Origin of the sequence: Litoribacillus peritrichatus (assembly GCF_039537985.1) — a bacterium.
Taxonomy (GTDB): domain Bacteria; phylum Pseudomonadota; class Gammaproteobacteria; order Pseudomonadales; family Litoribrevibacteraceae; genus Litoribacillus; species Litoribacillus peritrichatus.
This window is the reverse complement of the sequence record NZ_BAABBN010000007.1, coordinates 296,328-310,553: the sequence shown is the minus strand read 5'-3', so window position 1 is coordinate 310,553 and position 14,226 is coordinate 296,328. Positions and strand designations below refer to the sequence as shown.

General features: G+C 47.8%; 10 protein-coding genes. 5 read left to right on the top strand and 5 right to left on the bottom strand.

The genetic code is table 11. The features are described from left to right. Positions 1 to 124: 124 nt before the first annotated feature. The 3 genes from ABD744_RS11095 to ABD744_RS11085 form a co-directional block, all read right to left on the bottom strand. Positions 125 to 922: a crotonase/enoyl-CoA hydratase family protein gene (locus ABD744_RS11095; RefSeq protein ID WP_344798487.1), complete on the bottom strand. Its 798-nt coding sequence runs from the start codon at positions 920 to 922 to the stop codon at positions 125 to 127. Positions 923 to 957: 35 nt separating this feature from the next. Then, on the bottom strand, positions 958 to 1,386 hold the full coding sequence (locus tag ABD744_RS11090) for an STAS/SEC14 domain-containing protein (protein ID WP_344798485.1): 429 nt from the start codon (positions 1,384 to 1,386) through the stop codon (positions 958 to 960). A 251-nt stretch (positions 1,387 to 1,637) separates the two neighbouring features. Continuing rightward, complete coding sequence (locus ABD744_RS11085; RefSeq protein ID WP_344798483.1) at positions 1,638 to 4,091, bottom strand: hypothetical protein; 2,454 nt, start codon at positions 4,089 to 4,091, stop codon at positions 1,638 to 1,640. Positions 4,092 to 4,366: 275 nt separating this feature from the next. Here ABD744_RS11085 and ABD744_RS11080 point away from each other — a divergent pair, with 275 nt between their 5' ends. Next, positions 4,367 to 5,491 carry a helix-turn-helix transcriptional regulator gene (locus tag ABD744_RS11080; RefSeq protein ID WP_344798481.1) on the top strand — a complete coding sequence of 375 codons (1,125 nt, stop codon included), beginning with the start codon at positions 4,367 to 4,369 and terminating at the stop codon, positions 5,489 to 5,491. A gap of 28 nt (positions 5,492 to 5,519) precedes the next feature. Here ABD744_RS11080 and ABD744_RS11075 read toward each other — a convergent pair whose 3' ends face one another. Then, the gene (locus tag ABD744_RS11075) at positions 5,520 to 7,493 is read right to left on the bottom strand and encodes an acetoacetate--CoA ligase (protein WP_344798479.1); all 1,974 of its coding nucleotides are present in this window, start codon (positions 7,491 to 7,493) and stop codon (positions 5,520 to 5,522) included. A gap of 298 nt (positions 7,494 to 7,791) precedes the next feature. Here ABD744_RS11075 and ABD744_RS11070 point away from each other — a divergent pair, with 298 nt between their 5' ends. Together ABD744_RS11070 and nudC are read left to right on the top strand one after the other, a co-directional pair. Further along, positions 7,792 to 8,259 (top strand): aminoacyl-tRNA deacylase, encoded by a 468-nt coding sequence (locus ABD744_RS11070; protein WP_344798477.1) that lies wholly within the window; start codon positions 7,792 to 7,794, stop codon positions 8,257 to 8,259. A 174-nt stretch (positions 8,260 to 8,433) separates the two neighbouring features. After that, positions 8,434 to 9,276 (top strand): NAD(+) diphosphatase, encoded by an 843-nt coding sequence (gene nudC, locus ABD744_RS11065; RefSeq protein WP_344798475.1) that lies wholly within the window; start codon positions 8,434 to 8,436, stop codon positions 9,274 to 9,276. A 31-nt stretch (positions 9,277 to 9,307) separates the two neighbouring features. Here the strand turns inward: nudC and ABD744_RS11060 are convergent, their stop codons facing one another. After that, a complete protein-coding gene (locus ABD744_RS11060) occupies positions 9,308 to 10,744 on the bottom strand; it encodes an aminotransferase-like domain-containing protein (protein WP_344798473.1) in 1,437 nt (478 codons plus the stop codon). Between the two features lie 360 nt (positions 10,745 to 11,104). Here ABD744_RS11060 and ABD744_RS11055 point away from each other — a divergent pair, with 360 nt between their 5' ends. Beyond that, positions 11,105 to 12,061 (top strand): DMT family transporter, encoded by a 957-nt coding sequence (locus tag ABD744_RS11055; RefSeq protein ID WP_344798471.1) that lies wholly within the window; start codon positions 11,105 to 11,107, stop codon positions 12,059 to 12,061. Between the two features lie 231 nt (positions 12,062 to 12,292). Then, positions 12,293 to 14,206 carry a beta-ketoacyl synthase gene (locus tag ABD744_RS11050; protein WP_344798469.1) on the top strand — a complete coding sequence of 638 codons (1,914 nt, stop codon included), beginning with the start codon at positions 12,293 to 12,295 and terminating at the stop codon, positions 14,204 to 14,206. Positions 14,207 to 14,226 lie beyond the last annotated feature (20 nt).

Here is a 14,226-nt window from a genome sequence, read left to right as displayed (position 1 = left end):
GCTTCAGCTAGGGGTTATTGCAACCAGAAATACAAAGGTTTACACCAGCTTCCTCTGGTGTTTCAGGTCGTTTAGTCTCCCCGGGCTAATACGACCTTTTCTTTTTCTGAGCACGCTGAAAACATTATTTCCCCTGAAAGGAAGGGGCCCGCTTTGCCAAAAAAGCGTCCACCGCTTCTTTATGATCCTGTGTGTGATGCATACGCGCCTGAACCTGAGCCGACGTTTCTAACAACTCATCCAAACTGGCAGAGCGCCCTTGTCGTAATAACCTTTTGGTTTCTCGGATCGTCAATGGGGGGTTCTTGGCGATCCGCCCGGCCAATTCAAAAGCGACATCCAACAACCGGTCGTGTTCAACCACACGGGAAACTAACCCCCATGCCAGTGCTTGTTCAGCCGAGACCACATCCCCGGTGAAAGCCATTTCAGCGGCACGTTCATAGCCTGCAACACGCGGCAAAAACCAGGCTCCACCGTCGCCAGGAATGATCCCCAGTTTGATAAAACTTTCAGCAAAACATGCCTTATCACTGGCAATCCGAATGTCCGCCATCATCGCCAGGTCACAGCCAGCACCGATTGCAGCACCGTTAACGGCGGCGATCACCGGCACATCCAAATTGAAAATAGCTCGCGGAATGCGTTGAATGCCTTGCCGATAATTCTCGGCCAGCGTTTCCGTATCTCCGACAAACATGCCGGATTTGTCCTGCATGTGTTTAACGTTGCCACCCGATGAAAAGCCTTTCCCTGCCCCGGTAATAATAACCACACTGATGGACAGATCCGCCTGAACATCAAAACACATGCGCTCAATGGCCTCAATCATGTCAGGCTCGGAAATCGGGTTTCGTAAATCAGGACGATTAAGCGTGACTAATAACACCTGTCCTTGTTGTTCCTTCAATAGACAACTCATAGAAACGTCCTTTGTTGTTGAATGCCGGAGTGTATTCAGCTTACTTTAGATTGGTTTATTCCTGCTTGCGACTCACTCACCGTCGGCGACAAATGCTGTTCCAGCCACGATAAAGCAGCTGCTTCATCGTCAAATATTTTCATCTCTAGCCCCGATGAACCAATGTACTGCTCCACCAGAAAATTCATCATTTGCGACTTGGAGACCACCGCCAGCCACTGACAGTTATTCTGAGCGGCCCAAGCGAACTGAGCGCCAAAGCGCGTCATTACCTCCGGACCCGCCGTTTCAAAATTATCTAAGACTTCCATGACAGCCCAAGGACGAGCGATGACGTGTGCTATTTCCTGCGCAAAGTACCGCTCATATTCTTTGGCTCCTTCCATATTAAAGCCGCCTTGCGGCCTGCAGATAAACAGCTGCCCTTGCCGGGTAATATCCGTATGACCATGCTGATTTGCCATACATACACCTACTACTCAAATCAGGTTTTATGACAGTTTGATGACTTTTCAAACTTCTCAACCGGAGTGTAATGATTTCTCGTTGCGTTCATCAAGCCTTTCGCTCATTTATCCCTACTGGAATAGCGCCAACGGTTCTATTATTTTAGTTCATGGCTATTTATAAGAAAGGAGCGGTCAGCCCTGGCTGGGGCCCAAAACAAAAAAACCGCGCCGAAGCGCGGTAAAAGTTGCATTCTAACGCAGTAAACTTATAACAACTCTGGCGCTTCCGTCACATTGTCATCGGCCGTCGAAGAAAACGTCGATGTCCAGATTTCGCCGGAGCCGTCCGGAAAGTCAGAGTCATTTCCGTACCACAACGAGTTGGTGGAGAATATTTTCAATGACAATCGGTTATTTTCAGCATCATAACCAACCGGCGCGTAATGCTCAGTAAACGTAAACGCCACCCCTTCCAGTTCCGTTTCAATGACAGCAACGACCGTTCCATTCGGGATATTGTCATCCGCAGTGGTATTGACACTCCAGGTCAGCGCTAACGACACTTCCTCTTCTACGCCCTGATCATTTTCATCCAAAAAGGACACAGAACCGGAACCGTCCGCATTAAACGTATAAGCATCGCCGTCTTCGTACCAGGTATTTGCCGTCAATACCGCCTCGGTCACAGCAGAGTCAATCCCGCCACAACCGGCAGCATTTACTGACGCAGTGAATGCTTTCAGAGTATTGGCTTCCAAAGGTGCGCCCAGACCGTCAAATGCGTCGTCATTCCAGCCAGACTCATAGTCACAGTTCACTAAGAAAGCGTCCTGATAGAGCGGGTTAAATGCGTTCAAAACATCTCCGGCCGCTACAGTGTTAAACACCCAGGCACTTTCATCTTCTTGCTGCCCGGCCATTTGATACGCACCCGGACGAACAAAGCCATCCACAACCGCATAAATCAACGTGGTTTCACTTTCATCCAAGTCCGACGCCTGATGAATACCTTCCGGAATCGGTAACACTATGATCGACTCTCCTTCCGCCAGACCTGTCGGCGATGCCAGCGACCACACAGTATCGGACTCATCTTCCGGTACAAACAATACCCGATCTGGAGCACCGGGCTCGTCACTGGTATTTTCTGTAAAGAAACGCGCAGTACGAACGGTTGTAACGTCCTGCGTGTCTGCATTGATTGTTTCGGTTTCAAGCAACTGAACTAAAATGCCACCATCAATCCAGATACCGACAAAACCTTGTTCACCCGGTAAAGAAGCGATATTGGTCACCAAACTGTTTAACGAGGTTGGCGCAGTTTCTTCACCATCCAAATAAACGCGTTCACAGTTACCACCAAAATCTGCTGGCGTAGAGTTCTCACCCCAACAGCTATTTTCATCGCCATCATCGTATCGTAATGAATAAAGCTCATTAACGTTGGTAAAACTGATTTTCACTGCACTGGCATTCGCACTGAACATCGCATCCGACGCCATAAAGACCGCAAGATCTTCCTGATCGGCATTGGTATCCATAAAGCTTTCTACACTTTTACCTTCCAGGTCGAGTGCCTGCAATGTGCCAATGTTCATCTGAACAGATGCGACGGCTGCGTCCTGAATGGTGATGGAGCCACTTTCAGTATCTATATCCACCACGCTGAACGCGTCCGCACTGTTGGCCCAACCATTCGCCGTCAAAATCAAATCCTCAGTAGCCGTATCTGAGGTTGGATCAAACGTCTCCGCTTCACCCCATTCGTCTTCGTCGAAGTCATATTCATAAAACAGCTCAGTGCCTGTGGCACTGATTGTGCCTCGCTCTACTTCAAGATCGTCAAAATCAAAAGAATATGGGGCATTGTTCTGGCTGAATTCTACGTCCACATCCGCTTCAAACCAGTTCAAACCGCCACTGTTCACCAGATCAGCAATCGAAGTGGCCGTTGCATCGGCTATTTGATCAATCTGCTCTTCAATAATATTGCCTACGGTTTGTTCAATTTGAAGCTGAAGCGCTTCATCATCACCCAGTAAATCCGCCAAAGACGTATTGGCATCGTCTAACAAGGTTTCCAGATCCAATGCCTCAAGTTGCTGTTCAACGTTGTTAATCAGCTCTTCAATGGCTGCCACTTGGGCGGGATCATCGACGTCGTAGTCGTCAAAGTCGTCAACGGTTTTTAAGAACTGTTGATAAGCCACTGTCGATTCTAAATCCAAATCAATTTCTTTGGCTGTCGTTGGTGCAAATAAAGAATTAGTTTCAGTAATGTCATCTCCAACCTGAATAACTAATGGACCATCTAAATTGACTGCAATCAGACAATTCAGTTGCTCACTACCAGGCACAGTAATTTCATATCGCCCATTCCCAAGTTCCTCAATGACAAGATCTTCAGCATCGACCGTTTCGACCACATTTCCATCTGCATCCACCACCACAACTGAGAAATTACTGAGATCCAAGCCGGTTTTCGCTGCATACGCTTTGGGCATCAATAACGACAAAGGATTTGTCCAATCAAAAGCCGCCGAAGCAACCGAATCAGGCGCATCCGCCAAAGAAACCGTAAACGCGGTACTGCTTGCCGTGGTAGGGGTGACAGTCGTTGAAGAGCTTGAATCGCTGTCAGAACCACAACCCGCCAATGCACCAGACACAGCCAGTGCCAGCAACCCTTTCTTGAATTTAAAATGATTCGAAAGTGCCATTTCTTTCTCCAGAAAATTATTCCAACTAATGTCTTCTCAAACATTTATTTATTATTTTTTTGTCGTTTTAGAATGGAACACCCACTCTAAACAGCAACGTTATAATTCAATTTAAAGATTAAAAACTGATTACATATACGCTTAAGTAATTAAAGGTAGACCATTATTTCTAAAGTATCAGCCCTCAAAGTTTTACAAACATCTACCATCTGGTATAAAAAATGTGTCACTGCGTAAACCGATTGTTAAAGGAATAAACAACGAGGCACGATTGAATGAGTCAGATCACCACACAAATCATTCAGCAAATATACGACACCATCGACAACCCGGATCACTGGCAAGAGGTTCTGAACGAAATAAGCAAAACCACCCGTTCCAACCACACCTTCATGGTCACACGTTCAAGCGTCGATGACGAACCTCTAGGGTTCTTTGAAGAGGGCTTTGAAGAAGGCCACTTTGACCTTTACCGGGCACATTATTACCAAGTTGATGTCTGGACTAAAAATCTGGCGAACCACCCATTCAACCAATTTCACCCCAGTCACAAAGTTTTTGATGACAGACAGTTTTTGAACACCGAAATTTACAACGACTTTGCCAAACCGGCCGACATTCGTCATTCCATCGGGTGTTTATTATCGCCGGCAGGAAGTGATTTCATCACCGAATTAGCGTTCATGCGCGGTAAATCTCAGCAGCAGTACGATCAACAATCAATAGATACAGTGAATGCTTACTTACCCCACATTGAGCACAGCATGTCACTGGCCCAAAAGCTATACGCTCAAAACGTCAAAAGTAAAAATCTGTTTTCAGCGTTCGACCATTTACCGGAAGCAGTCATTGTCTGTAAAGAGGCTTTTAAGATAGAGTTTTTTAATCAAGCAGCGAGTGACATTTTTTGCGGTTCCAATCTATTTCGGGTTTCTTCGAACAACACACTCTCGTTCCAATCGACGGATACCCAAGCACGCTTTATTAAAGCATCAAATGACAGCCTTCACTCTTTGTCGGGTACGGGAAAAGGGATTCATTACCTGTACCTGAACGATCAAAATACGGCCTATCGGTTAACCATAAAACCTTGGTTACACAAACGAATCTCTCCTTGTGGAGAACTCACCTCGCCCGGCCTGATTTTAACCCTTCAAACATGCGCCACCAGCCGTACCGTTCATCCTCAGGAGATCACCTTACACTTTCCTTTAACGTCCGCTGAAGCTCATATTTGTGCGCAATTGTGCAACGGACTGAGCGCAGAGCAAATTGCCCACTACAGAAACGCACAACTCAGCACGGTCAGGCAACAAATTAAAAGCTGTCTGGCCAAAACGGACTCTTCCAGCCAGCTTGAAATGATCAACAAAATATTGAGAGCCATTTTGGTTTATTGATGCTTCGGCTGGCCCCTCCATTCGACCATCAGTCCGTTAACTCAGACAGGTTTTTAAAATAATCCAACGCTTCCGGGTTTTTCAGCGCATCGGTATTTTTGACCGGCTCACCGTGAATCACATTACGCACCGCCAGTTCGACTATTTTTCCGGAGATGGTTCTTGGGATGTCCGCCACCTGAATGACTTTCGCCGGTACATGACGAGGCGTGGTGTTTTGCCGAATGACGTGTTTAATTTCATGGATCAATGTTTCATCCAGGGTCACGCCCTCACGCAACACCACAAACAACACCACCCGAACGTCATCTTGCCACTGCTGACCAACAGCAATGCTGTCCACAACCGCATTCACCCGCTCAACCTGACGATAAATTTCTGCGGTGCCGATTCTTACCCCTCCTGGATTCAAAACGGCGTCCGAGCGACCATGAATGATCACCCCATGATTCGGTTCGGCCGTCAAAGAAGCAGGAAGGTGCGTGGTGAGTTCACCGTAATCACCGTGCGCCCAAATGCCTGGCCAACGTCCAAAATAGGCATCATGAAATTTTTGTCCGTCGGGGTCATTCCAAAACTGCACCGGCATCGAAGGAAAGGGCGTCAAACACACCAACTCGCCTTTTTCACCATACACCGTTTGGCCTTGATCATTAAATATTGAAACATTCATCCCCAAACCCAAGCATTGCAGCTCCCCACGCCACACGGGCAACGTCGGACAACCCAGAGCAAAACAAGAAATAATGTCGGTGCCCCCCGAAATAGAAGACAAGCACAAGTCGGCTTTGATGTCCCGATAGACGTAATCAAAGCTCTCATGCGCCAAAGGAGAGCCTGTGGATAACACCGCTTTTAAGGCTGACAGATCATGACTTTCTGTCGGCTTTAGTCCCGACTTTTCCAGGGCCGCGATGTATTTTGCGGAAGTACCAAACACTGAGATTTTTTCGTGTTCGGCCAGATCCCAAAGCACTTCCGGCCCGGGATAAAACGGCGAACCATCAAACAACACCACCGTCGCCCCGGTCATGAGAGACGAAACCAACCAGTTCCACATCATCCAGCCGCAGGTGGTGTAATAAAAAACCGTGTCGTCTGATGACACATCCGTATGCAAAATAAGCTCTTTAGCGTGCTGCAACAAAGTACCGCCAACGCCGTGCACCATGCACTTAGGCACCCCGGTCGTACCACTGGAGTACATGATATAAAGCGGGTGATCAAACGGTACTGGCTCAAACTGCACTTCCTTTGCCGCCGGATCAAGAAAATCATCCCAGTGTTGTGCACACCCAGGCAATTCCGACAAATCCGCCTGAATAGTCACGTAACTGACCACCAGCACTTTAGCAACGGACGTTAAATGGTCGGTGATTTGCTTCACCCGATCCAAGGAATCCAGCGTCTTACCGCCATAATAATAGCCGTCTGTCGTGATCAGTACTTTAGGTTCAATTTGACCAAAACGATCCAGCACACCTTGCAGACCAAAATCCGGAGAACAGGAAGACCAAACAGCCCCGATCGACGAGGTCGCCAACATCGCAATGACGGATTCAGCAACATTAGGCATGAACCCGGCAACCCGGTCGCCTTTGCGCACACCAATCGCTCTGAGCGATGAGGCCAGCTGCGCCACTTTCAGGTAAAGCGCTTCATAGGTCAGAGATACCCGATGGCCTTGTTCATCACAGGCCACCAGCGCTTTTTTACCGTCCCGTCGTTTTAACAGGTTTTCTGCAAAGTTAAGTGTTGCACCAGGAAACCACTCCGCCCCAGGCATTTGACCCTCTTTCACCAACACCGGGTCATACTTACTGTGACTGATCACGTCCGTAAACCGCCAGATGCTTTCCCAGAACTCACTGGGCTGAGTCACACTCCATTTCCACAGGGCCTGATAGCCCAAATCCTGCTTGCCCGCAAACGCCTGAAATCGAGATAAATTGGTCAAAGCCACCTGTTGTTCAGAGGGTTGCCACAGCGGTTGTTCAGTCATAGTGATTTCCGGTTCGTCCGTTTAATTTATTCTCTTTATTAATTTAGCAATTCATCCGGAATAAGCCTTGATCCGAACGTCAAAAATTTTCATCAAGACTAATTTACCTTAACGTAAACGTAAAGCAATATTCATTCAAACCCATGACACCGCCTGTCTAAATCTGGTGCCTGTTCATTGCAAACCCCGCACTTTAGACCTTTATTAAATAATAATGTGAAACGAACGCTCCTTTAGGCTGCCAACCTTCCGCGTGTTTCACATCACACACCCTCTAGCCGTATTGGAGGAAAGACTTATGCCCGTCCGACAACTTGAAGAATACCTCGAGGCTAACCGCGTGCGCTATATGGCTCACAACCACAGCCCGACATTCACAGCCCAGGAAACCGCAGAAGCCACCCACATCTCTGGCAAAGAGATGGCTAAACCCATCATCATCGAAGTGGCTGGTAAGCATATGATGGTCGTCACTGCCGCTTGCGAGCGCATTAATTTTGATCGCCTGAGTGATGCCATAGGTGGCGAAAAGGTTCGGCTTTGCCATGAAGATGAATTTGAAGACGAGTTTCCGAATTGTGAAACCGGCGGTATGCCGCCCTTTGGCAACCTGTTTGGTATGCCAGTCATACTGTCTGCTTATCTCGCCAGTAACGACACCATCAGTTTTAATGCTGGCTCACATACCGAAGTCGTTCAAATGGATATGTTGGATTATTGCACGTTAACGCGCCCCAGAGTTGCACGCTTCACTATCCTGCACTGAAACCTTCGTGTTGACGTGCAGGTCACGCTCTGGAGGCAATCTCAATGCCTGTACAGAGCATTCATCTGTTCAGCCAATTTATCACGCTCTCGATAACTGGCCGGAGAATTTACTCTGGCCTTCTGTCGTGCTAGCTTTAGGCCTCTGTAATCGGCTCACGGACTGACTGGCATAATGATCAACAAAGACCAACTTGAACACCCTTTGAGACTTTCCCTGCAACTGAATCTAAGCGCAGGTACCCGCTTTGTTTTATTCAAAGGCACTCAAGTCATTCTTGGTGAAGATCATTCGCCATTTCTGGAAGAACACCAAGCGAGAGCGTTACTGGCCAAAAACACCCCCTTATTCATTGGCTTTACCAAAGAAGATAACACGTCAGACATATACACCGCTCGAATTAACGACGACCAACCCTTACCCGAAGGTCTGATGACATCTAACCTCCGGTCATTAGTACTCCTTGAGCACCCGACCTTACCAAAGTTACTGGGGCGCGCTCGCCAGCTTCTCGATTGGCATGAGAACCACAAGTTTTGCGGAAGGTGTGGCGGCAAAACCGAGCAAGTTCCTCAGGAATACAGTTTCAAGTGCAACGGATGCAACCTGTTTTTCTATCCCAGAATATCGCCCTGCGTGATTGTTTTAGTTAAAAAAGGGGATCACTGCCTGTTAGCGCGCGGCACCCAACGGGTTAATAATTTCTACAGTACCTTGGCTGGATTCATGGAACCCGGTGAAACACCGGAACAAGCGGTGAAACGTGAAGTCTGGGAAGAATCCGGTATCAAAGTTAAAAACATTCGTTACTTCGGGAGCCAAAGCTGGCCATTTCCTTCACAACTGATGCTTGGTTTTATTGCCGATTATCGTGCCGGAGACATCCAGATTAACCCGGATGAGTTAGAAGATGCACAGTGGTTTCACTTTGATGACTTACCTACGTTCCCACCAATCACCAGCATTGCTGGACGGTTAATTGAGGAAGGAGTCAGAGAGTACAGGGAAGGACATTAACCCTTCCCTGCCTTGATCACGGAACTTAAGCCTACTGGTCGGCCATCCCACAGGCCATCTTGCCTAATGTACGGATGGCGTTTTTTACGTCCTCAGTCCAGGGCACACCACAACTGATCCGCAGGTAGTTTTTGAAATGGTCGGTCCCGGAAAATACTTCACCCGGAACAATGGTAATGCCCATCTGCAGCGCTTTTTCCTGCAATTCAGCTACTCGAACTTTTTCTGGCAAACAAATCCACAAAATAAAGCCGCCTCTAGGCTCCGACAGTAAAGTGCCATCCGGAAAATTGCACTTAATCAGCTTAATAAAGTTACTGACATTATCTTTGTAAGCAGCCTGAACCGTTCTCAGGTGACGATCATAATGGCCGCCTTCTAGGTAAGCATTTAATGCATACTGCGAAATACTGGCGGCAGAAAAGGTGTTAAATGTCTGCAACCACTCAAGTTTGTCTTTATAGCGCCCCGGTATGGTCCAGCCCACCCGTAAACCCGGCGCAATGGTTTTCGAAAATGAAGAGCAATAGATAACCCGGCCATCCACATCCAACGCCTTGATCGTATGTGTTTTTTCACCTTCGAAACCCAGGTCACCATAAATGTCATCTTCGATGATGGGCACGTCGTAAACCTTACACAGCTGGTAGATTTGTTTCTGCTTAAATAAAGGAATCGACGCACCGGTAGGATTGCTGTGACGACAAGTTAATGCCACCGCTTTAACATCCCATTGCTGCAAAGCCAGCTTAAGCGCTTCAAAACTGATGCCTTCGATCGGGTCGGTGGGTATTTCAATCAATTTCAGCCCCAACACATCGGCCAACTGATAAAAACCGTAATAACAGGGCGATTCAACCGCCACGATATCCCCGGCTTTAGTCGTGGCACGCAAAGCAATATTGAGGGCTTCCGAGCAACCATTGGTAATAATGATGTCTTCCGCCCCACAGCGCACGTTACTGTATCGCATTCGGCGCGCAACCTGAGACCTTAAGGGCTCGTAGCCAGGCGTGAACTGGTAACTGAACACTTCCCGACTGTTAAAGCGCGATACTTTATGAATATAAGTCTGTAGCGCTTTGGCCGGAATGAAATGAATATCAGGAATGGCCGCACCTAAGTTCACCATATCCGAACGATTGCAATGAGCTAACATGTGCTGAATCATGTCGCTTTTCGTACAAATACTGGGTTCCGAACCGATGGACATCGGTGGCGGCGTGACCGGCTCATTTGCGCCCTCTCTGACGTAATATCCAGCCTGGGGCTTTGCAATAAGGAACCCCTGATCTTCTAGTAAGGCATACGCCTGTGTCACTGTTGAGATACTGACGCTGCGTTGCTTGCTCAGCTTCCGAACACTGGGCACTTTTTGACCAGCGGTATAAATGCCGTTCTGAATATCTTCGGCAATTTCATGCGCAACCAATTCGTACAAAGTGCTCTTTTCTGCTGTTTGTGCCACAACTGTCCTCCAATAGAGTTCATCACCATATCAAATAGCAATACAGTTAATTTCCTACGTAAAGCCGATACAAAACCGCACAATCCGCTGTTTTACTGACTTTTCATCGTATTTATCAAGATATCAGTAAGTGTACACCCATTTCTGTGTTGCGACTGAGTACAGTTTATCCGAAAACAACCAGTACAGTTTTGAAAAAATTCAAAACTGTACTGGTTTTATAAAACTGTACTGCCTCTAACTGAGCTTGTTTATTTTCTGGACAATGGTTCTACGTTGAGAGGCAGTGACAACACGCCCTCTTCAACAATCATAAAAACACATAAAACAATCATCATAGGTACAACTGGAGGGTTAAACATGAACCGTTTATTCGCACAACGGAATTCACTTTCAACTGCATCCTCCTCCGGGGAGCATGCACTGACTCACACTTCAAATGCCACGATTAAAAACCCTGGCATTAAAGCGAGTCCGAAAGCCATTGGTATTACCAAAGGCTTGGTCGCTGTCATTATGTTCAGCCTGACCGTACCTATGACTAAAATTGCACTCACCGGTTTCAGTCCGGAAACCATAGCCGCTTTCCGAATATTACTGGCAGGCATCTTTAGTCTGACACTGATCGGTAAACTGTCGTCCAGATTGCCAACACTGAAAGAAACCTTTGGCTTACTCGTGGCCGGACTGGGCGTTTGTATTGGTTTTCCTTACGGCATCAGCTTGGCACTGCAACAAACCACAGCCACTGAAATGGGCGTAGCGTTAGCTGCATTACCCTTGCTTACGGCTGTCATTGCGGTATTTGTGGCCAAAGAACGCCATAACATCGGATTTTGGATCAGTGCCTTTGCAGGCTTTGGGTTGTTGGTGCATTACTTCAGCAACGATTTATCGGTATCACTGCCTTTCTCATTGTTGGTGACATTAATCTCGGCCGCTGGCGGATACGCTGTCGGCGCTCGGGTAGCTCAAACTCTGGGCGGATGGCAAACCATTTGCTGGATGACTATTCTGTACTTGCCGGTTTCTGCGCTTGCGTTCGGTTACAACGCCAGCTTCGAGGCAACCTGGAACCTGGAAGCAGGCCTGGCATTGATCTTTCTGGCTTTCGTCAGCCAATGGTTAGGGTTCCATTTCTGGTATGACGGCATGGCCAAAGCGGGCATTGGCAGAATCAGTCAACTGCAATTACTACAACCGTTTTTGACGCTAACGTTTGCAGCACTGCTGTTAGGCGAAGCCATCACCCTGAGCCAATTAGGCTATGTGTTGCTCATCGGCATTGCGGTCGCCGGCGCGCTGAAATTCCGATAACAAAGATCAAAAAAGCGTCGTATTTTGTGCTCGTCTCAAGAACGTTTTGACCCTTACAGCAAAACGTTCTTGTTTTCCCTTTGGTCAGTTATTCATTAACTGGCCTTTTTTATGCCTGACCTTTTCATGTCTCAAGCGCCCGCATTTCACATTCGATAACATAAAATTCACCCATTTTTCATCAAAACAGCGTACACTTGCACCATTTCAAATCGGCTGTATGGAAATTTTATGACTTCATTACCTGTAATTGTCGGCATGGGAGGCATTAATGCCTCCGGAAGAACATCCTTTCATCAAGGCTTCCGTCGCATCGTTTTAGACCTGTTATCCGATGAACTTCGCCAAGAAACCTACCTTGGCTTAGCGTGTCTAATGAAATTGGTTCGTTTTGAGGACGGTCAGTTACTCGACCAACAAGGTAACCCGATTCAGGCCACTGAAATTGAATCCAAACTCGGCGAACAAGTGTTAGCCGGAACATTAATCCGCAAGATTGAAAAAGAACACTTTGACCCGGATGCAACTTATTGGCAGCAAAAAACTTCCCTCTCCTCAGAAAACGAGTCTTTAACCTTTACTATTGCCAAAAAAGACCTGCCAAGACCATTACCCGCCAGCTGGTCAATCCAGGAATTAACGAACGAAGCCAATGAAGCAACCGGCACTCTGCAAGTCTCTGTCGCTGGTAGCCTGGATGTGTTATTACCTTCCACACTCGACAACCCGATTAAAGCCGCAGGTCAATTACCGACTGGCTTTGATCCTGCCAGCTTATACAACAGCCACCACCAGCCTCGTGGTTTACAAAACGTGATCTTCGGTGCCACCGACGCCATCCGCTCAACGGGCATCGACTGGCAAGACATTCTGAATACAGTGAACCCGGATCAGATCGGCACGTACTCCAGCTCCACTCAAGGTCAGCTGCATGACGAAGGTTTGGGCAACGCCATGCAAGGCCGCCTGAAAGGCAAACGCGTGGGTTCTAAAAACGCTGCGATGAGCTTAAATACCGCTCCCAGTGACTTCATCAACGCATACGTGACAGGCAATGTCGGCTCCACCATCAGCGCCACCGGTGCTTGTGCCAGCTTTCTTTACAACTTAAAAGCCGCCGTTCACGACATTCAAAGCGGAAAAATACGCGCCGCCATTGTAGGCAACTCCGATGCCCTGATTGTGCCCGAAGCCGCTGAGAGTTTCGGCAACATGGGGGCTCTGGCCAATGAAAAATACCTCAAAATGATCGGCGGCTCAGACACCATCGACTACACCCGCACCAGCCGCCCGTTTGGTGAAAACTGCGGTTTCACGTTAGGCGAAGGGGCGCAATATTTTATCCTGATGGACGATGCCCTCGCCCTTGAACTAGGCGCAAACGTATTGGGTGCCGCCGCTGACGTGTTTGTAAATGCCGACGGAGTGAAAAAATCCATTACCTCGCCAGGCCCGGGCAACTACATTTCCATGGCCAAAGCAGTAGCGCTGGCAACAAATATTCTGGGAGAAAAAACCGTTCAGCAAGACAGCTTCATCTTGGCTCATGGCTCCAGCACCCCTCAGAACCGAACCACCGAATCCCACATTTTCCATACCGTGGCAGAAACCTTTGGCATAGAAAACTGGCCGGTGACCGCGCCCAAAGCGTACCTAGGTCACTCGCTCGGACCTGCCAGCGGCGACCAGCTTGCCTGGGCGCTCGGGATCTTCGAACACGACATCATGCCGGGCATCACCACCATTGATAAAGTCGCGGACGATGTGTTCACTCAACACCTGAACATATCCACCACTCATGAAACATGTGCGCCGAAAGACGTGGCCTTCATTAACTCCAAAGGATTTGGCGGCAACAACGCCACCGCCGTGATTTTTTCGCCGAAAGCAACCTTAAACATGATGGCAAAACGTCATGGTGAAGAAGCAATTAAAACGTATCAAGAAAAACTGGAAGCCACCAAGGCCAACCAAAACGCATACCGCGAACAGGCCAATCTGGCGCAATTCGATTTATTCTACCGTTTCGGTGAAGGCATGATTGATGCTGAAAAGATTGAGATCACCAAGAAATCGATGACGTTGCCGGGTTACGCAAATCCGATTTCTTTGGATCTGAAAAACCCGTTTGAGGATATGGTTTAAAACACTTACCCAATAAATAA